At 71.8% G+C, this 18,742-nt stretch carries 15 protein-coding genes, 3 tRNA genes and 1 pseudogene; 9 read left to right on the forward strand and 10 right to left on the reverse strand.

What is annotated here, in order from left to right:
• The first annotated feature begins 268 nt into the window (after positions 1 to 268).
• Positions 269 to 1,714, forward strand: coding sequence for a sulfatase-like hydrolase/transferase (locus tag E6R60_RS31795; RefSeq protein WP_136330169.1), 1,446 nt, complete (start codon positions 269 to 271; stop codon positions 1,712 to 1,714).
• Positions 1,715 to 1,747: 33 nt separating this feature from the next.
• Here E6R60_RS31795 and E6R60_RS31800 read toward each other — a convergent pair whose 3' ends face one another.
• From E6R60_RS31800 to purS, 5 genes are all read right to left on the reverse strand, one after another.
• Positions 1,748 to 2,548 carry a maleylpyruvate isomerase family mycothiol-dependent enzyme gene (locus E6R60_RS31800; RefSeq protein ID WP_136330170.1) on the reverse strand — a complete coding sequence of 267 codons (801 nt, stop codon included), beginning with the start codon at positions 2,546 to 2,548 and terminating at the stop codon, positions 1,748 to 1,750.
• A 136-nt stretch (positions 2,549 to 2,684) separates the two neighbouring features.
• Positions 2,685 to 3,323, reverse strand: coding sequence for a TetR/AcrR family transcriptional regulator (locus E6R60_RS31805; RefSeq protein WP_136330187.1), 639 nt, complete (start codon positions 3,321 to 3,323; stop codon positions 2,685 to 2,687).
• A 133-nt stretch (positions 3,324 to 3,456) separates the two neighbouring features.
• Positions 3,457 to 5,706, reverse strand: a complete 2,250-nt coding sequence (purL, locus tag E6R60_RS31810) for a phosphoribosylformylglycinamidine synthase subunit PurL (protein WP_136330171.1) — start codon at positions 5,704 to 5,706, stop codon at positions 3,457 to 3,459.
• Entirely contained in the window at positions 5,703 to 6,383 is a 681-nt protein-coding gene (gene purQ, locus E6R60_RS31815; RefSeq protein ID WP_136330172.1) for a phosphoribosylformylglycinamidine synthase subunit PurQ, read from the reverse strand. The genes purL and purQ overlap by 4 nt, the downstream gene beginning before the upstream one ends.
• Positions 6,380 to 6,640, reverse strand: coding sequence for a phosphoribosylformylglycinamidine synthase subunit PurS (gene purS / locus E6R60_RS31820; RefSeq protein WP_136330173.1), 261 nt, complete (start codon positions 6,638 to 6,640; stop codon positions 6,380 to 6,382). Before purS ends, purQ begins: the two co-directional genes overlap by 4 nt.
• A 384-nt stretch (positions 6,641 to 7,024) precedes the next feature.
• Between purS and E6R60_RS31825 the strand changes: the two genes are divergently transcribed.
• The 8 genes from E6R60_RS31825 (at position 7,025) to E6R60_RS31860 (ending at position 11,779) form a co-directional block, all read left to right on the forward strand.
• Entirely contained in the window at positions 7,025 to 7,360 is a 336-nt protein-coding gene (locus E6R60_RS31825) for an Lsr2 family protein (RefSeq protein ID WP_206309568.1), read from the forward strand.
• Positions 7,361 to 7,525: 165 nt separating this feature from the next.
• Positions 7,526 to 7,597, forward strand: a tRNA-Gly gene (locus tag E6R60_RS31830).
• A 79-nt stretch (positions 7,598 to 7,676) separates the two neighbouring features.
• Positions 7,677 to 7,749 (forward strand) — tRNA-Gly (locus E6R60_RS31835).
• A gap of 183 nt (positions 7,750 to 7,932) precedes the next feature.
• Positions 7,933 to 8,889 carry an ABC transporter ATP-binding protein gene (locus E6R60_RS31840; protein ID WP_136330174.1) on the forward strand — a complete coding sequence of 319 codons (957 nt, stop codon included), beginning with the start codon at positions 7,933 to 7,935 and terminating at the stop codon, positions 8,887 to 8,889.
• A complete protein-coding gene (locus E6R60_RS31845; RefSeq protein ID WP_136330175.1) occupies positions 8,886 to 9,695 on the forward strand; it encodes an ABC transporter permease in 810 nt (269 codons plus the stop codon). The genes E6R60_RS31840 and E6R60_RS31845 overlap by 4 nt, the downstream gene beginning before the upstream one ends.
• A 19-nt stretch (positions 9,696 to 9,714) precedes the next feature.
• A complete protein-coding gene (locus E6R60_RS31850) occupies positions 9,715 to 11,076 on the forward strand; it encodes a histidine kinase (RefSeq protein ID WP_136330176.1) in 1,362 nt (453 codons plus the stop codon).
• A complete protein-coding gene (locus E6R60_RS31855; protein WP_136330177.1) occupies positions 11,073 to 11,684 on the forward strand; it encodes a response regulator transcription factor in 612 nt (203 codons plus the stop codon). Before E6R60_RS31850 ends, E6R60_RS31855 begins: the two co-directional genes overlap by 4 nt.
• 22 nt (positions 11,685 to 11,706) lie before the next feature.
• Positions 11,707 to 11,779: transfer RNA gene (locus E6R60_RS31860), tRNA-Gly, on the forward strand.
• 130 nt (positions 11,780 to 11,909) lie between these two features.
• Here the strand turns inward: E6R60_RS31860 and E6R60_RS31865 are convergent.
• From E6R60_RS31865 to E6R60_RS31885, 5 genes and pseudogenes are all read right to left on the reverse strand, one after another.
• Positions 11,910 to 12,824, reverse strand: coding sequence for a phosphoribosylaminoimidazolesuccinocarboxamide synthase (locus E6R60_RS31865; RefSeq protein WP_136330178.1), 915 nt, complete (start codon positions 12,822 to 12,824; stop codon positions 11,910 to 11,912).
• Between the two features lie 129 nt (positions 12,825 to 12,953).
• Complete coding sequence (locus E6R60_RS31870) at positions 12,954 to 14,408, reverse strand: N,N-dimethylformamidase beta subunit family domain-containing protein (protein ID WP_136330179.1); 1,455 nt, start codon at positions 14,406 to 14,408, stop codon at positions 12,954 to 12,956.
• Positions 14,409 to 14,588: 180 nt separating this feature from the next.
• Positions 14,589 to 16,319 carry a hypothetical protein gene (locus tag E6R60_RS31875; protein WP_136330180.1) on the reverse strand — a complete coding sequence of 577 codons (1,731 nt, stop codon included), beginning with the start codon at positions 16,317 to 16,319 and terminating at the stop codon, positions 14,589 to 14,591.
• Positions 16,320 to 16,613: 294 nt separating this feature from the next.
• Positions 16,614 to 17,864 carry a phosphoribosylamine--glycine ligase gene (gene purD, locus E6R60_RS31880; RefSeq protein ID WP_136330181.1) on the reverse strand — a complete coding sequence of 417 codons (1,251 nt, stop codon included), beginning with the start codon at positions 17,862 to 17,864 and terminating at the stop codon, positions 16,614 to 16,616.
• 100 nt (positions 17,865 to 17,964) lie between these two features.
• A pseudogene (locus tag E6R60_RS31885) lies at positions 17,965 to 18,742 on the reverse strand (DNA polymerase III subunit gamma and tau); the annotation flags it as partial.

Raw genomic sequence — 18,742 nt, forward strand, 5'->3', positions numbered from 1 at the left:
AGCCGCTCGGTGACGCCGCGGTCCTGCGCACCCGGTCCGTACAACGCCTGTGCGCACAGCGCCCGGTACGAGCCGCATGCCTCGCCCTCGCGGCGCTCACCGCACTGCTGACACCCCTGGCGCTCCCTGCGTCGCGCCCGTCCGCCGTGTCTCCCGCACCCCTCATGCCCGTCGCGCCTTCGGGACGCCCGTAGCCGTCCGTCCGGACCTGTCCGGCCGACCGGTGCACGCCCCGTGCGGCGCGGCCTCTTCCTGCCCTGGAGCAGCCATGACCTCCCCCTCCCGCGATTCGGATTCCCGCACTTCTCCGCTGACCCGACGCGCTTTCGGGACCGCTGTCGGCGCCACGGCCGCCGCGGCCGCGGTGGGTCTGCCCGCCGCGGCCCCCGCCGCTGCCGTACCGGCGGAGCCGGCGCACGAGCGGCCCTTCCGGGCGGCCCGGGGCCGGCACTCGCGGCGGCCCAACGTCCTGTTCATCCTCGGGGACGACCTGGGCTGGGCCGACCTCTCCTCCTACGGATCGCCCGACATCCGGACCCCGAACCTGGACCGCCTCGGCCGTCAGGGCGTGCGGTTCACCGACGCGTACGCCGGGTCCGCCACGTGCTCACCGACCCGGTTCAGCCTGTACACCGGCCGCTACCCGGGGCGCACCGAGGGCGGCCTCGCGGAACCCATCGCGGACCGCTCGGTGGGCCTCGACCCCACCCACCCCACCCTCGCCTCACTGCTGCGGGGCGCCGGGTACGCGACCGCGCTGATCGGCAAGTGGCACTGCGGCTATCTGCCGGACTACAGCCCCACCAAGTCGGGGTGGGACGAGTTCTTCGGCAACTTCGGCGGGGCGCTGGAGTACTACTCGAAGCTCGGTCTCGGCGGCGAGTACGACCTCTACGAGGGCGATGCCGAGTACAAGGACCTGCGCTACTACACCCGCATCCTGACCGAGCGGGCGAGTGAGTACGTACAGCGCGACCACGACCGGCCGTGGCTGCTGAACCTGAACTTCACGACCCCGCACTGGCCCTGGATCGCCGAGGGAGACACGGCCGAGAGCGCCGAGATCGTCCGGAAGATCAAGGAGGGCGGTCTCGGAGGACTCTTCCACGCCGACGGGGGCTCCCTCGCCAAGTACAAGGAGATGGTCGAGGACCTGGACCGCTCGGTCGGCGAGGTGCTGAAGGCGCTGAAGCGGTCCGGCCAGGAGGAGGACACCCTGGTCTTCTTCGCCAGCGACAACGGCGGCGAACGCTTCTCGTACCAGTGGCCGCTCTCCGGCAACAAGAGCTCCCTCCAGGAGGGCGGCATCCGCGTCCCGGCCGTGCTGCGCTGGCCGGCCCGGATCGATCCGCACCAGGTGAGCGACCTGCCGCTGTTCTCGCCCGACTGGACGGCGACGCTGCTGGAACTGGCCGGGGCCCGGCCCGACCCGGCCCACCCCCTGGACGGCGTCAGCCTGGCCGGATACCTGCTGCGCGGCGAGGAGCCGAAGGAACGGGACCTGTTCTGGCGCGTACGCGGGGAGCGCGCGCTGCGGCGGGGTGACTGGAAGTACTACCGGGGCAGGAACGGCGCGGATCAGCTGTTCCACCTGGCGTCCGACCAGCGGGAACAGGCGAACCGGGCCGCCGCCGAGCCGGAGCTGCTGGCCGACCTGCGGGCGGCGTGGGAGCGGACGGACGCGGGCCTGCTGCCCTATCCGAAGACCTCCTGATCCCGTACTCCGGTCGCCGCTGCGCTCCTTCCGTCACCCCATCAGGGGCAGCAGCGCGGCCAGGTCCGCCCGCTCACCACTGGCGCTGACCTTGGCCGCGTCGAGTTCCCGCGCCCACTGCGTACGTCCGGTGGCGAGCCTGATCCAGGTGAGCGCGTCGGTCTCGACGACATTGGGCGGGGTGCCGCGGGTGTGACGGGGTCCTTGGACGCACTGGACCACCGCGAACGGCGGGACCCGCACCTCGACCGACCCGCCGGGCGCCTTCTCCGCCAAGGCATCCGCGAGCAACCGGGTGCAGGCGGCGAGCGCCTGGCGGTCGTACGGGATGCCGAGCCCGGTCGCCTCGTTGAGGTCGTACGTATGGACCACGAGCTCCACGGTGCGGGTGACCAGGAAGTCCCCGAGCCGCATCGCGCCCACTCGCGTGGCCAGCAGCCGGTCCTCGGGGACGCCGGGCACCAGGGCCTCGAACCGGTCGGCCACCTCTCCGTACAGCGCGTCCACATCGGGGTGGCCGGCGGCGAGCGCCACGGTGTCGTCGGCGATCCGGCCGGCCCGCTCCGCAGTGGAGAACGGCCACTCCAGCAGACTCACCTCGGCCTTGGCGAGGGCGGGCGCGGGCTGCTCCAGCTTGCTGGTGACGTGCGAGAGCGCCATGGTCAGGTGGACGGCCAGCTCGCGCACGGACCAGGCGCCGAGCCCGCTCGGTCCGTCCATCTGCTGGGGCGTCAGGGTGCGCACGGCAGCCCGGACATGGGAGAACTGTGCCAGGACTGCGGTGCGGGTCCTGGCCGGGTCGTAGCGGCGGGCGCGCTTCTGGGACGGCGGCATGGACGGGAGCCTACGGCGTACCGAAACCCCGTCCCACGGCACCGGCGGCCACACCGCCACGTCGGGCCCCGCCCCGGCCCGGCGGGGGGCCGCCTCCGAGGGCGCCCCGGGCCCTCAGCCCCGCGTCAGCCCCGCGTCAGCCCCGGGTCGCGAAGTCGCCCAGGCCCTTCTCGAGCAGGCCGAACGCCCGCTCGGCCAGCACGGCGGCATCCGCCGCGATGGCCTCGGCGGATTCGCCGGCCAGCAACCGCCGGTGGTTCTCGCTGATCAGGGCGTTCCGGGTGCTGATCAGCTGAGCCGCCACGATGCGCGCCACGGTCGGCTCCTCCCCCTCCCCGACCAGGACGTCGACGAGCAGCTCATCACCGCGCGCGAAGAAGGCGTGCACCCGGGTGAGCAGGGCCGGCGTCTCCTGGATCAAGCGCAGGAGCCCGAGCGCGACCGGTGAATCACTCATCCCGACCGCGGGATCCCGGCCCTCCACGGCGGCCAGGAACTGCCGGCGCACGCCGGCCACCGCGGACTCACCCGGGGCCCGGTCACGTACGCCCTGGGCGACATCCCCGATGTGCTCCTCCATGGGAGCGAGAACCAGGTCTTCTTTACTGTCGAAATAGTTGAAAACCGTCATCTTGGAGACGTCGGCCGCGTCGGCGATCTCCGCCACGGAGACCTGATCGAATCCCCGCTCGCTGAAGAGCCTCGTCGCCTCGGCAAGCAGACGGCGTCGCGTCTGGATCTTCTTGCGCTCGCGGAGGCCCATCCCCTCGGTCACCATGCCATCATTATGTCAGGATGAAACTTGGCCTGAGTCGAATAATTGACCCAGTACATCTGTTACGTGGAAGCCCCCGCCCGGTCGAGCCGGGCGGGGGCCTGCGCGCAAGGTGACGGACGCGTCGACCGGGCTACGCGAGCAGCGCGGGGATCGTCCCCTCGTGGGCCGTGCGCAGCTCGCTCAGCGGGATGCTGAACTCGCCCTGGATCTCGATCTCCTCACCGTCCACGACACCGATCCGGGTGACGGGCAGACCCCGCGCCCCGCACATGTCGTTGAAGCGGAGCTCCTCGCTGCGCGGGATCGAGACGATCGCGCGTCCCGCCGACTCTGAGAACAGGAAGGTGAACGCGTCCAGCCCGTCCGGCACGATCAGCCGGGCGCCCTTCCCGCCGCGCAGGCAGGACTCGGTGACCGCCTGGATGAGGCCGCCGTCGGACAGGTCGTGCGCCGCGTCGATCATGCCGTCGCGGGACGCCGAGATCAGGATCTCGCCGAGCAGCTTCTCGCGGCCCAGGTCGACCTTGGGCGGCATGCCGCCGAGGTGGTTGTGGATCACCTCGGACCAGGCCGAGCCGCCGAACTCCTCGTGCGTGTCACCGAGCAGGTAGAGGAGCTGGCCCTCTTCCTTGAACGCGACCGGCGTCCGCCGCGTCACGTCGTCGATCACACCGAGCACGGCCACGACCGGCGTGGGGTGGATCGCCGTGTCACCGGTCTGGTTGTACAGGGACACGTTGCCGCCCGTGACCGGGGTGCCCAGCTCCAGGCAGCCGTCCGCCAGACCGCGCGTGGCCTCGGCGAACTGCCACATGACGTCCGGGTCCTCGGGCGAACCGAAGTTCAGGCAGTCCGAGATGGCGAGCGGCTTGGCGCCGGAGGCGGCGACGTTGCGGTACGACTCCGCCAGTGCGAGCTGCGCGCCGGTGTACGGGTCGAGCTTCGCGTACCGGCCGTTGCCGTCGGTCGCCATGGCCACGCCGAGGTTGGACTCCTCGTCGATGCGGACCATGCCGGCGTCCTCGGGCATCGCGAGCACGGTGTTGCCCTGCACGAACCGGTCGTACTGGTCCGTGATCCAGGACTTCGACGCCTGGTTCGGCGACGAGACCAGCCGCAGCACCTGCTCGCGCAGCTCCGCGCCGTTCGCCGGGCGGGCCAGCTTGCCGGCGTCGTCGGCCTGCAGGGCGTCCTGCCAGGACGGGCGGGCGAACGGACGGTGGTACGTCGGACCCTCGTGGGCGACGGACCGCGGCGGCACGTCCACGATCTGCTCGCCGTGCCAGAAGATCTCCAGCTGCGAGCCCTCGGTCACCTCACCGATGACGGTGGCGATGACGTCCCACTTCTCGCAGATCTCCAGGAAGCGGTCCACGTGCTGCGGCTCGACGATCGCGCACATGCGCTCCTGCGACTCGCTCATGAGGATTTCCTCGGGCGAGAGGGAGGAGTCCCGCAGCGGCACGGTGTCGAGCTCGACGCGCATGCCGCCGGAACCCGCGGAGGCGAGCTCGGACGTGGCGCAGGAGAGCCCGGCGCCGCCGAGGTCCTGGATGCCCGCGACGAGCTTCTCCTTGAAGATCTCCAGGGTGCACTCGATGAGGAGCTTCTCCTGGAACGGGTCGCCCACCTGGACGGCGGGGCGCTTGGCGGGCCCCGTCGACTCGAAGGTCTCGCTCGCCAGCACCGAGACGCCGCCGATGCCGTCGCCGCCCGTGCGGGCGCCGTAGAGGATGACCTTGTTGCCGGGCCCGGAAGCCTGGGCGAGGTGGATGTCCTCGTGCTTCATCACGCCGATGCAGCCGGCGTTGACGAGCGGGTTGCCCTGGTAGCAGGCGTCGAAGACGACCTCACCGCCGATGTTCGGCAGACCCAGGCAGTTGCCGTAGCCGCCGATGCCCGCGACGACGCCCGGGAGGACGCGCTTGGTGTCGGGGTGGTCGGCGGCGCCGAAGCGCAGCGGGTCGACGACCGCGACCGGGCGGGCGCCCATGGCGAGGATGTCGCGGACGATGCCGCCGACGCCGGTGGCCGCGCCCTGGTAGGGCTCGATGTACGAGGGGTGGTTGTGCGACTCGACCTTGAAGGTGACCGCGTACCCCTGGCCGACGTCGACCACGCCGGCGTTCTCGCCGATGCCGACGAGCATGGCGTCGTTGGCGGGGACCTTCTCGCCGAACTGCTTGAGGTGGACCTTGCTGCTCTTGTAGGAGCAGTGCTCGGACCACATCACGGAGTACATGGCGAGCTCGGCACCGGTGGGGCGGCGGCCCAGGATCTCGCGGATCCTGGCGTACTCGTCCTCCTTGAGACCGAGCTCCTTCCAGGGCTGCGCGGTGTCCGGGGTCTCGGCCGCGTGCTTGACCGTGTCCAGGCTCATAGGTTGACCAGCTTCTTGATGATCGAGGTGAAGAAACCGAGACCGTCGGTACGACCGGTTCCGATCAGCGGCTCGACGGCGTGCTCCGGGTGCGGCATCAGACCGACGACGTTGCCCGCCGCGTTGCTGATGCCGGCGATGTCGCGCAGCGAGCCGTTGGGGTTGACGTCCACGTAGCGGAACGCGACGCGGCCCTCGGCCTCCAGCTCGTCGAGCGTCCGCTCGTCGGCTGTGTAGCGGCCGTCCATGTTCTTGAGCGGGACGGAGATCTCCTGGCCCGCGGTGTAGTCGACGGTCCAGGACGTCTCCGCGTTCTCGACGCGGAGCGTCTGGTCGCGGCAGATGAAGTGCAGGTGGTTGTTGCGCAGCATCGCGCCGGGCAGCAGATGGGCCTCGGTCAGGATCTGGAAGCCGTTGCAGATTCCGAGAACGGGCATGCCCGCCTTGGCCTGCTCGATCACCGTCTCCATGACCGGCGAGAAGCGGGAGATGGCTCCGGCCCGCAGATAGTCGCCGTAGGAGAAACCGCCCGCGAGGATGACCGCGTCGACCTGGTGCAGGTCCTTGTCGCGGTGCCACAGCGATACGGGTTCGGCGCCGGCGACCCGTACGGCCCGAAGGCTGTCCTGGTCGTCGAGCGTGCCCGGAAAAGTGACGACTCCGATACGAGCGGTCACTTCGACTCCTCGGCCTTCTCCACCTTCACGGTGAAGTCCTCGATCACGGTGTTGGCGAGGAACGTCTCGGCCATCTCGTGAATACGAGCGAGCGCGGCGTCATCGACGGGCCCCTCGATCTCCAGCTCGAAACGCTTTCCCTGACGTACGTCCGCGATTCCCTCGAAGCCGAGACGGGGCAGCGCACGCTGCACAGCCTGTCCCTGCGGGTCGAGGATCTCGGGCTTGAGCATGACGTCGACTACGACGCGTGCCACTGGCACTCCCGGTGTGGTGGTGTGGTGCGGCTGTTTCTCCGGGGGGTTCCCCAGGACCCCCGCGGGTCCTCTCAGCGTACCTGGCCCGAAATTCTACGCGGGTAGATATGGAGCGGGGCGGATCACGCCGAGATATCGGCCGCGACTACGGGGGCGGAAAACCCTGCAAAAAGATCCTCACCGGCAGCGCACAAAGCAGGTTGACACGCGCAGGTAATTGGGCGGGCTTCACAATGCGGCGCCGGTCGCTGTACAAATGATTACCGGGGAAAGCAGCATTGCCCCTGAACGGCCGACACCGGTCAGCCCGCATCCGCGCTCACAGCCGGAAGGCCGGCATCCGCGCACGTCAGGCGCGGACGCCGCAGGAAAGGACCGATATCCGTGGCTCAGCGCGTAGTGGTCACGCTCTCCGACGACATCGACGGGGGAGCAGCAGCGGAAACGGTCGCCTTCGCCCTGGACGGGAAGTCGTACGAGATCGACCTGAATCCGTCCAACGCGAAGAAACTGCGCAAGGCCCTGGCGCCTTACGTGGCAGCCGGCCGCAAGCAGACGAATGCGGGCAAGCACGGCAAGGCGCCCGTCTCGTACAGCCACACCTCGCTCGCACCCGATCCGGCGGCCGTACGCGCCTGGGCCCGTTCCCACCGCATCGAGGTGCCGGCCCGGGGCCGGATCCCGAAGAAGGTGTACGAGGCGTTCCAGGAAGCCAGTTGAGCGGACGGGCGACGCGGGCCGGCCGGGCGGCGGGCACCGGACGGCCCGTCACGCGCCTCTCGCGCGACACCCCGCGGGAGCCGACTTGCGCGACACCCCTGCAGGTCGGCTAGAGTCTGGAGCACGCCGAAGGGCAAGGCCGCAAAGCCGAACCCCAAGCAGCGTGCGGGTGTAGTTCAGTAGTAGAACATCCCCCTTCCAGGGGGAAGGCGCAGTGTGCAATTCCTGTCACCCGCTCTGCATCGCTCTCCGAACCACTCCGGTGGATCAGGTAGAGTAGTGCTCGCTCCACCGGTGAAAGCCGAGTGGCTGCAATGCGGACGTAGCTCAGTTGGTAGAGCGCAACCTTGCCAAGGTTGAGGTCGCCAGTTCGAACCTGGTCGTCCGCTCTTGATCGAAGGCCCTGGTCGATATCGACCAGGGCCTTCGTCGTATTCGATCCCGGCAGGCCGAATACCTCCGGTCCTCTTCACTCATGACGTTTGTCATGAAGCGCAATGCATGACGTTTGTCATGGGCAGCGATGACAGCTCGCACTGCTCCCGGTCCCGTCCGGGCGGAAGCCTTGAGTCATGACCAGCGACGAAATTCCTCGGGACCGTGTGCGTGACCCCGTGATCGAGGCGGACGGTGTCCGCCGCAGCTACGCGGGCGGCTTCGAGGCGGTGACCGGCGTCTCCTTCTCCGTGGCACGCGGCGAGCTGTTCGCCCTCCTCGGGACGAACGGGGCCGGCAAGACGTCCACCGTCGAGCTCCTCGAGGGTCTGGCCCGTCCCGACGGCGGCGCGATACGGGTGCTCGGTCACGACCCGTACACCGATCGCGCCGCCGTCCGTCCCCGGATCGGGGTGATGCTCCAGGAAGGCGGCTTCCCCTCCGACCTGACCGCGGCCGAGACCGTCCGGATGTGGGCGGGCTGCACGAGTGGAGCCCGGCCGACCGCCGAGGCGCTGGAGCTGGTGGGGCTCGGCCACCGGGCCGGGGTCCGGGTCAAGCAGCTCTCCGGCGGCGAGCGCCGCCGGCTCGACCTGGCGCTGGCCCTGCTCGGCCGGCCGGAGGTGCTCTTCCTCGACGAGCCGACCACCGGCCTCGACGCCGAGGGGCGGCGCGACACCTGGGAACTGGTGCGGGGGCTCAAGGAGGAGGGCATCACCGTCCTGCTGACCACGCACTATCTGGAGGAGGCCGAGGAGCTCGCCGACCGGCTGGCGATCATGCACCGGGGCCGGATCGTGACTGCGGGGACCCCCGCCGAAGTGACGGCCGCCCGCCCGGCCCGGGTCCGCTTCGAGCTGCCGGAGGGCGTCGAGCCGGCACGACTGCCGCTGGGCCTGCACGCCGCCGCCGACGGCAGGCGGATCGAGATCCGTACGCATCGGCTCCAGGAGTCGCTGACCGAACTCCTCCACTGGGCAGCGGAATCACGGGTCCTCCTGACCGGCCTCGACGCCCGGTCCGCCTCACTCGAAGAGGCATTCCTCGATATCGCGAAATCCGCGGCAGAGACCGAAGAGGTGACCGTGTCATGACGACCTCCGTCCCCACGGGGCCGGCCACGACGGTCCGGACCACCACCACGGTCCGAGGCCGGCTGACAGCTCTCGGCCGCGCCGAGATGACCCTGCTCGCCCGCAACAGGACGGCGGTCGTCGTCGCTCTGCTGGTGCCCATCGCCATGGTCATGGCGATGAGGTCCACGCTCGGCCAGGTGGACCTCGGCGGGACCGGGTGGACCGTCGCCGGAGCCGCGCTCACCGGCGGCATCGGCACGGTGCTCATCCAGGCCGTCTACATGAACATGGTCGCCGCCTATGTGGCACGACGCGAGGACCTGGTCCTGAAGCGCCTGCGCACCGGGGAGGCGAGCGACGGCGAGATCCTGACCGGGACCGCGCTGCCCTCGGCCGCTCTGGCCCTGACGCAGTCCGCGCTGATCATCCTGACCGGTTCCGCCTTCTTCGGCCTCCCCGTGCCGCGACGGCCCGAACTGCTGCTGGCGGGGCTGCTGCTGGCCGTGGTGTTGTCGACGGCGCTGGCCGCGACCACGTCCGTGGTGACCCGCACCGTGCAGACGGCGCAGCTCACCACGTTGCCGCTGTTCCTCATATCGATGATGGGATCGGGGCTTTTCATTCCGCCGGCGATCTTTCCGGAGCCGCTCGCGTCAGCCTGCGAGTTCCTGCCGCTGACCGGCGTGATGACGCTCGTACGATCGGGCTGGCTCGGCGCTCCCGAAGGCGCTGACCTGCTCGGGGCAGCACTGACCGGACTGGTCTGGACTGCGCTCGCCGTGTTTGCTGTGCAGCGGTGGTTCCGCTGGGATCCCCGACGCTGAGAGAGGTTGTGGCGCGTTGATGCATGTGCGGGAATGGCGCCGGAGCTGGCAGGAACGCAGCAAGATGGAGCGCATCGACCTGTATTCGCGGTTCACCGTCTCGTCGATTCCCTGGCTCTTCGCCCTGTCGTGGCAGCTGGCGCCCTTCAAGTCGGACATCCGCCATGAGCCGCTCCCCCTCGCGCTGGGAGCCGCGCTGCTCCTGGTGAGCCTGACGCAGTGCCTGCTGAGCAACCGCAACGTCCGCGCTTCGTACGAGCACTACCTCGGCATCTCCGTGTTCCCCGTGCGGCGCCTCATCGCCCCGCTGTTGCTGTTGGTGCTGGCAGTGGCCCTGCTGGCGACGCTGGCCGGAGTGGGCGGGGTGGGTGGTTCCGGTCTGCTTCTCATGAGCCTGAACACACCGATGGCGTTCGTGATCACGCGCGTGCTCCTCGTCCCGGTCCGCACCTTCGCGATCGAGTCACTGCTCCTGGCCGTGCTGACCACGGGCGCCCTCGCCGCGGCCGGAGTCCGGGGCGGTGCACTGGCGGGCGTCATGCCGACCGCGCTCTTCGGAAGTGTGCTGGTCCTGATTTCGATACGGCCCAGCGCGTGGAGCCTCGGCGTGATGTGGCAGGCCGAGGAGGCCCGGAACATACAGGCCCGGCTCGCCGTCGCCGAGGAACGGCTGCGGTTCGGGCGGGACATGCATGACGTGCTGGGCCGCAACCTCGCGGTGATCGCCCTGAAGAGCGAACTGGCGGTGGAGCTCGCGCAGCGCGGCAGGCCCGAGGCCCTGGACCAGATGGTCGAGGTGCAGCGGATAGCCCGCGCCTCGCAGCAGGAGGTGCGCGATGTCGTGCGCGGCTACCGGGAGGCCGATCTGACCACCGAACTGGCCGGGGCCCAAGGAGTGCTGCGGGCGGCCGGCATCGAGTGCGCGGTGACGGGCGGAGACGGGACGGGACTGCCCGGGCCGGTCCAGTCGGCGCTCGGCTGGGTGGTGCGCGAGGCCGCGACCAACGTGCTGCGGCACGGTGACCCGGGCCACTGCACGATCCGGCTGGACGTCTCGGCGGACGCGGTGGTGCTGGACGTGGAGAACGACGGGGCGCCTGCGGCCGCGCCCGAGGGGACCGGTTCCGGGCTGGCCGGACTACGGGAACGGCTCATCGCGCTCGACGGCACGCTGGAGGCCGGTCCGGGGGACGGGGGCGTGTTCCGGCTGCGTGCGCGGATTCCGCTGGCCGCCCACCCGGGATCTGCGGGCCTCCCGCACCCGGCCGCCGGTGACACCTCGCGGGCGGCTGCCGGTGACGCCCCGCGGGCGGCTCCCGGTGACACCCCGCGGGCCGCTGCCAGGGACCCGCGTACGACGCTTCTGGAGGACCGACGATGACCGCGGTACGGGTGCTGCTCGCCGATGACGAGCACCTGATCCGGGGCGCTCTCGCCGCCCTGCTCGCGTTGGAGGACGACCTGGTGGTGGTCGCGGAGGCGGCGACCGGCCCGGAGGCGCTCGCCATGGCCCGGGCGCACCGCCCCGACGTCGCGGTGCTGGATCTGGAGATGCCGGGGGCGGACGGTGTGAGTGTCGCCACATCGATACGGTCCGAACTCCCGGGCTGCCGCACCATGATCGTGACGAGCCACGGCCTCCCGGGGCACCTCAAGCGGGCCCTCGCGGCGGGGGTTCGGGCGTTCGTGCCGAAGACCGTCAGCGCCCGGCAGCTGGCCGGCATCATCCGTACCGTGCATGCCGGAAACCGCTATGTCGACCCGGAGTTGGCCGCCGACGCCATCGCCGCGGGGGACTCGCCGCTGACGGTGCGCGAGGCCGAGGTGCTGGAGCTGGCGGCCGACGGGGCACCGGTGGCCGAGATCGCGGCCCGGGCCTCGCTGTCGCAGGGGACGGTGCGCAACTACCTCTCGGCCGCCGCGGCGAAGCTCGGTGCGGAGAACCGTCATGCCGCGGTGCGTCTCGCACGCGAGCGGGGATGGGTATAGTAGTTCTCGCGCTTCGGCGCTTGCGGACGTAGCTCAGTTGGTAGAGCGCAACCTTGCCAAGGTTGAGGTCGCCAGTTCGAACCTGGTCGTCCGCTCGGTTCAGCAAGAAGCCCCCGGCCTTTCGGCCGGGGGCTTCTTCGTGTGCGGAGGCAGGCTTTCGGTGGGATCGTGCCGGACCCTGCGAGCCCGGCATGATCCCACCGTGGGGCGCCCGTTGGACGAAAGCTAGTTCCAGGGGGTTCCGGTGAGGAGTTCGTACGCCTCCACGTACTTGGCGCGCGTCGCGTCCACGATCTCCTGGGGCAGCGCCGGCGGGGGCTGCTCGCTCTTGCGGTCCCATCCGGAGGCCGGTGAGGTCAGCCAGTCGCGGACGAACTGCTTGTCGTAGGACGGCTGGGCGCGGCCCGGCTCCCAGGCGTCGGCCGGCCAGAAGCGCGAGGAGTCCGGGGTGAGCACCTCGTCCGCGATGATCAGTTCCTCGCCGCCGTCGGCGGTGGGCGCGAAGCCGAACTCGAACTTGGTGTCCGCGAGGATGATCCCGCGCTCACGGGCGATGTCCCGGGCGCGGCCGTATACGTCCAGGGTCGCGCGACGGAGGTCCGCGGCGGTTTCGGCCCCGATCTGGCGGGCCACTTCCTCGTAGCTGACGTTCTCGTCGTGATCGCCGACGGCCGCCTTGGTGGCGGGGGTGAAGATCGGCGCCGGCAGCTCGGAACCGTCGACGAGGCCCTCGGGTAGGGCGAGACCGCAGACGGTGCGTGAGGCGTTGTACTCGACCAGGCCGGAACCGGTCAGATAGCCGCGGGCGACGCACTCGACCGGGACCATGCGCAGCGACTTGCAGATCGTCGTGCGTCCGGCCCAGTCCGCCGGGGCGCCGGCGGGCAGCTCCGTGGACAGGACGTGGTTCGGCACAAGATCGGCGAGCTGGTCGAACCACCACAGCGAGAGCCGGGTCAGGACGCGGCCCTTGTCCGGGATCTCGGTGGGCAGGACCCAGTCGTACGCGGACAGCCGGTCGCTGGCGACCATGACGAGGTCACCGGCCTCGTTCCGGTACAGGTCGCGCACCTTGCCCGTGTGCAGGTGGGTGAGCCCCGGTACCTGCACGGGCTCGGGCTTTTCTACGAATCCGGACACGCTGCCTCCGCGTAGGTTGATCCAGGAGCTGTTCCGATTGTCCCGTATCCCGGCGCGGCCGCCTGCGGGAGGGGGTGCGGAGGCGTACGAACGCGCCGCCGGGGAGCCCGGCGGGGGCGGCCGAGTGGCTCAGGCGCGCTTGCAGATCCGGTCGAGGAGATTGGCCGTCGCCCGCTGGATACGGGGGTCCACGTGGCCGGGACGGTCCAGTGCCGGAGACCAGGCGAAGGTGCCGGAGGCGAAGACGAGCGCACCCGAAGGGGCCCGGTAGAGGGACGTCTCCTGGTGGCGTGTCACACCGTCGCCGTCCTGGTACGGGGAGTGCGCGAGCAGGATGCGGTTGTCGTGCTCGGGAAGCGTGGTGCGCGGGAAGTAGCGGTCGGCCTCGCCCGCGACGAGCCCGTCGATCTGGTCGCCTTCGGCGGCGCCGGTCGCGTCCCACAGCCAGTGCTCCGCGTTCCGCACGACCAGGGGGTGGGGGTCGGGGACCCGGCCCGCGTACTGGATTCCGAGCAGTTGCTGCTCGGGCCGGTCCTGCTCGCGCCAGAGCGCGGGTTTGCCCGGGCCCCGGCGCTTGCGGCAGCTGAGCAGCCGGTCCGGGACCCCCGAGGGCGACGGCGCGAGGCTGACCTGCCAGTACATGGTGTTGGCGGAGAGGAAGACGAGGGACGTGCCGTGGTCGCGGGCGCGTTCGGCGGTGCGGCGCATGGGCACCGACCAGTACTCGTCATGACCGGGGAAGACGAGACCCCGGTAGCGGGTCGGGTCGATCCGGCCCGCGTGCAGGTCGCGGGTGTCGGCGTAGGCGATGTCGTAGCCGTAGCGCTCGGCCCAGCGGATGAAGTCGTACGCATGGCCGACGTGGAGCGGAAGGCCGGCGCCGGCGTAGGGGCGGTCGAAGGAGACGGTGACCGCCGCGTCCTCCTCCCCCAGCAGCCGGCCCTGCTCGTCCCAGGCGTGGTAGAGACTCGCGCCGGTCACGCCGTCTTCGGGGTAGAGGTTGTACGCCTGCCACGTGATGTCCGGGAGGACCAGCAGCAGATCGGCGGGGTGGTCGTCGCGGACCGTGAACGGGATGTGGGAGCGGTAGCCGTCGATCGTGGTGAGCACGGCGACGTACGCGCCGATCGACCAGTACGTCGGGATCTGTAGCCGCCAGGACTGCCACCAGTGGTGGCAGGAGACCGTGCGGTCGGCGGTGAGGGGGGCCGGCTGCACGATGCCCGAGAGCCGCGGGCTCGTGGTGATCTTGGCTGCGCCGTCGCCGCCGTAGTGCCCGATGCGGTAGACGTCCACGGAGAACTGCTGGGGCGGGTCCACGGTGATGTGGAAGTCGATCGCCTCGCCCGGGGCCGCTGCCCCGGTGGAGATGAAGCCCTTGATCTGGCGGCGGACGTCGTCGGCGGTACGCGTGCCGCCCCCGGTGGAGCCGCTGGGATCGGCGTACCAGGGCACGACCTGACCGGTGTCGTCGAAGTAGTTCTCACTCCCCCGCAGCCAGGGGAGGGGCCCCTGACCGAAGGGATCGGTGACGGCGTGCGCCAGGGCACCTGATTCCCACCGGCGAATCTGCTCCGCCCCCATGACGCATCCCTCCCTCAGGCCCCCGGAACAACAGTGGTGCGCCGACTGTCAGCGCCGGTCCCCAGCACATCACATAACGCATGCAGTTCGTCACCGTTCGTCGCGAATTGACGTGAACGGAACGTGGCGTTCCGGGTGTCGGGGGCGGCCGGGCTGAACAGCCGCCCGTGTTCACGTGTTTCAGACGAGACGCACGGGTTTGTCGGTGCGCACTCCGACCGACACGAGCCAGGACCGCAGCGGCCCCGCGTCCCCGTCCTCGACCAGGGTGAGGACCGGGCTGCCGAGGTCGGTCCGGCGCTCGCCGTCGACCAGCAGAGCGGGCCCGTCGAGCCAGTCCAGTCCCGGCGCCGCGCCCGCCGTGTCGACCGCGGCGCAGCACACCATCGCCGCGACATGGTCCACGAGCAGCTCGGTCCCGGTACGGGGCGGCTGGAGCGGGAAGAGCGGGAGCGGATCGGGCCCCCAGGGGTCCAGCCCCTCGCCGCCCGCCTCCCCTGCGCCTCCGCTGAGCGGTACGGGCGCCTGCGCCTCCTCCCGCGCCACGGCCGCGCTGATCCCGGCCGCGAGCTCCTCGCCCCCGTCCCGGCCCGCGGCCAGGTGCTCGACCACGCGCGCCAGTGTGGGCACTCCGGCGCAGGCCGTGTCCGTATCGGCGCCCGAGGCGGGGGGCACGCCCATGGTGTCCAGGACGCGGTGCAGCCGGGCCGCCTCCGTGCGCCACTTCCGGTCGACGACCTCCTCGGGATACTGCTGCCAGTCCACCGGGGCCCAGTCGGGGCCGGCCTCCGCGGGACCGCCGTGGAAGAGCCGCGCGGCCAGCAGGGACGCCGCCTCGTCGGCCGCTCCCGGCTCCTCCAGGAGGTCGCAGGCGGGGCGCTCGCCGAGCCGGGTGGCGTACCCCTCGGCCAGCCGGTCGCGCCGGGAGAGCTCGGTGAGGGCGGAGACGACGCCGGCGTCCAGCCGGGAGGGCCAGCGCCCCATCCGCCAGGCGGGGAGTGCGACGCGGGTGAGCAGCCGGTCCCAGCCCGCGTAGGCGAGTCCGACCTGTTCCTGGGCGACGACCCGCAGGCCGTAGTCCACGTCCTGTGCGCGCGTCGAGGCGGCCGCGGCGACGCCACGCTCCATCTCGGCGGCGTGGCCACGACAGCTGCGCAGCAGCAGCCGGGCGATCCGGCCGACGAACCGGCCCGGCAGCCGCACGACCGTGTGCACCGGCCCCCGGGCGGGGGCGGCCGCATCGGCGACCGCGCCGTCCAGCCCGCGTACGAAACGCCGGGCCGCGGCTATGTCGGGGTGGGCGGACGGGCCGGTGCCGGCCACCACCGGGGCGAGCACCGCCCGCAGCTCGGCGACCCGCATCCACCAGAGGAACGGGGAGCCGATCACCAGCACCGGCGCGGCCTGTACCCGGCGGCGGCCCGGCCGCCGGCCCGGACCGGTCGCGGAGCCGCCGCGCCCCCGGCCGGCGGCCTCGTGGGCCGCCCGGTCCGCAGCGGGGTGCGTGCGGTCCTCCAGCCAGCTGTCGCAGTCGGGCGTGAGCGCTATGGCCGAGGGCGCGGGCACTCCGAGCCGCTCCGCCAGTTCGCGGACCAGCCGGTAGAGATCCGGGGCCGCCTCCTCGCGGAGCGGGACGGTCGGGCTGACCGCCGGCTTCGCCCGTACGACGGCGACCGCCACGGCCGCGGCGACGATCAGGACGACGACGGCGCAGGCCGTCACGGCCCAGCGCGCCGCGTCCCAGCCGCTGCCCTCGGCGAAGCCCTGCGCGTCGGCGGCGAACAGCACGACGGCGAACGCGGCCGGCAGGAGCGCCACTGCCGTTGCCCTGCTGCGGATGCGCAGCAGGACGAGAGCCCGGGTGCGCGCTGCCTGCGCACCCAGCTCCTCACCTGTACCGGTACCGGACACGGCCGGACGTCACCCCCTCTGCCCCCACGGCGGTGTAGCTCACTCCCCCACTGTGGCACCCGTCACTGACATCGCAATGCCGGTGGGCCAAGTGCCGGAACGCTTGCGCCGCACCCTAGTTCGGCCTTCGCCGGGCGTCATCCGGATGGCCCAGTCGTCACTCGATGGAATGGCTTTGGGCAAAGGTGCTGACGCGCCGCTGTCCATGGGGCAGCGGCGCGTCAGTGGTGGTCGGGCGGGAGGTGCGGGGCCCTTACGGCCCGCTCGGGAGGGGCGGGGGCGGAAGGACGCGGCTCAGGCCTCCGCGGCCTTCTTCGCGATGTCCGTACGGAACTGGGAGCCGTCGAGGCGGATGCGGGCAGCCGCCGCGTAGGCGCGCTCACGGGCGCCCGCGAGGTCCTTGGCCGTCGCGGTCACGGAGAGCACGCGGCCACCGGCGCTGACGACCGCGTCGCCGTCCCGCCGGGTCCCGGCGTGCAGCACGTACGCGTGCGGCGCGTCCTGGGCCGCGACCTCGTCGAGCCCTTCGATCGGGTCGCCGGTCCGCGGGGTGTCCGGGTAGTTGTGGGAGGCGATGACCACGGTGACCGCGGCGTCGTCGTGCCACTTCAGCGGGGGCAGCTCGTCCAGGGTCCCGTTGGCGGAGCCCAGCAGGACGCCGGCCAGCGGGGTCTTCAGACGGGCCAGGACCACCTGGGTCTCCGGGTCGCCGAAGCGGGCGTTGAACTCGATGACCCTGACGCCGCGCGAGGTGATCGCGAGGCCCGCGTAGAGCAGCCCGGAGAAGGGCGTGCCGCGGCGGCGGAGTTCGTCGACGGTGGGCTGGAGGACCGACTCCATGACCTCGTCGACCAGCTTCGGGTCGGCCCAGGGCAGCGGGGAGTAGGCGCCCATGCCGCCGGTGTTCGGGCCCTCGTCGTCGTCGAGGGCCCGCTTGAAGTCCTGGGCGGGCTGGAGCGGCAGCACGGTGGTGCCGTCGGTGATCGCGAAGAGGCTCACCTCGGGGCCGTCGAGGAACTCCTCGATGACCACGCGGTCGCAGGCCAGCGCGTGGGCGCGGGCCTGCTCGATGTCGTCGGTGACGACGACACCCTTGCCCGCGGCGAGCCCGTCGTCCTTGACGACGTACGGGGCGCCGAACGCGTCGAGGGCGGTGTCGATCTCCGCGGCGGTGGTGCAGACGTAGCTGCGGGCCGTCGGAACGCCCGCACCGGCCATCACGTCCTTGGCGAAGGCCTTGGAGCCCTCCAGCTGGGCGGCCTTCCCGGACGGGCCGAAGCAGGGGACACCGGCGGCGCGCACGGCGTCGGCGACCCCCGCGACAAGCGGCGCCTCCGGGCCGACGACCACCAGCTCGGCGCCCAGTTCGGTGGCGAGGCGCGCGACGGCAGCGCCGTCGAGGGCGTCGACCGGGTGCAGTTCGGCCACCTCTGCGATGCCGGCGTTGCCGGGGGCGCAGTACAGAGCGGTGACGTCGGGGTCGAGGGAGAGAGAGCGGCACAGGGCGTGTTCGCGGGCGCCGCCGCCGATGACGAGGACCTTCACGGGGTGCAGCCTAGCCGCCGGGGCACCGCGCCCTTGACGGACGCCGGTCCGTGGACACCCCGGGTGCGGGTTCCGGGGCCCCCCGGACGTCTCCCCCGCCCTACTCGTTGGTGAACTCCTCCACGACGGTGGCGCCCAGTTCGCGGACGATCAGCTCGTGCCCGGAGAGGGCCGAGTCGACGAGGTCGGGGTCGTCGGCCTCGGGGGTGTCGTCCTCGGGAGCGACCGACCGGGGCGGTTCGGGAGCGGCGTACGACGGGGGCGTGGGCTCCGGGGCGAAGCCGCCGCCCTGCTGCTGCCGCTCCGGCGCGGGCCGGGGCTCGTACGACTGCGGGGCGGGTGCCGGGGCCGCGGGGCGCTGCGGTGCGGGCGGTGCGGCCGCGGAGGGACGGCCGCCGCCGACCTGCGGGGGCTGCCCGGCGCCGCCCGACGGGTCGACGATCGCCTCGATCTTCCACTGCGCGTTGAACCGCTCGGCCAGGGCCTGCTTCAGCACCTCCTCGCTGCCGCTGCTCGCGAAGTTGTCGCGGGCGCCGGCGTTGAGGAAGCCGATCTGCAGGGTGCTGCCGTCGAAACCGGTCACCTGGGCGTTCTGGCTGAGCAGGATCCAGGTGAACCGGCGGCGGCCCTTGACCGCCTCCAGGATGTCGGGCCACATCGTGCGCACCTGTCCGGCGCCCTGCGTCATGCCCGGGGCGGGCTCGGCGGCGGGTACCGGAGCGGCGGCGGGTACGGCGGGAGCCGGGGCCGGGGCGGTCTGCGGTGCGGGGGCCTGGCCCGGGGTGGACGCGGTCGGCCATCCTCCGGGCCGCCGCGCCTGCTCGGGGGCAGCGGCTGCCGGCCAGGCGCCGGGCCGCTGCGCGGCCCCCTCGGCGGGG

The organism is Streptomyces sp. A0642 (assembly GCF_004795105.1).
GTDB lineage: Bacteria > Actinomycetota > Actinomycetes > Streptomycetales > Streptomycetaceae > Streptomyces.

Coding starts and splice junctions, on each gene's coding strand:
- E6R60_RS31795 (WP_136330169.1), top strand. CDS start 269: ATGACCTCCCCCTCCCGCGATTCGGATTCCCGCACTTCTCCGCTGACC.
- E6R60_RS31800 (WP_136330170.1), bottom strand. CDS start 2,548: ATGCCGCCGTCCCAGAAGCGCGCCCGCCGCTACGACCCGGCCAGGACC.
- purL (WP_136330171.1), bottom strand. CDS start 5,706: ATGAGCCTGGACACGGTCAAGCACGCGGCCGAGACCCCGGACACCGCG.
- E6R60_RS31840 (WP_136330174.1), top strand. CDS start 7,933: ATGACCAGCGACGAAATTCCTCGGGACCGTGTGCGTGACCCCGTGATC.
- E6R60_RS31845 (WP_136330175.1), top strand. CDS start 8,886: ATGACGACCTCCGTCCCCACGGGGCCGGCCACGACGGTCCGGACCACC.
- E6R60_RS31850 (WP_136330176.1), top strand. CDS start 9,715: ATGCATGTGCGGGAATGGCGCCGGAGCTGGCAGGAACGCAGCAAGATG.
- E6R60_RS31855 (WP_136330177.1), top strand. CDS start 11,073: ATGACCGCGGTACGGGTGCTGCTCGCCGATGACGAGCACCTGATCCGG.
- E6R60_RS31870 (WP_136330179.1), bottom strand. CDS start 14,408: ATGGGGGCGGAGCAGATTCGCCGGTGGGAATCAGGTGCCCTGGCGCAC.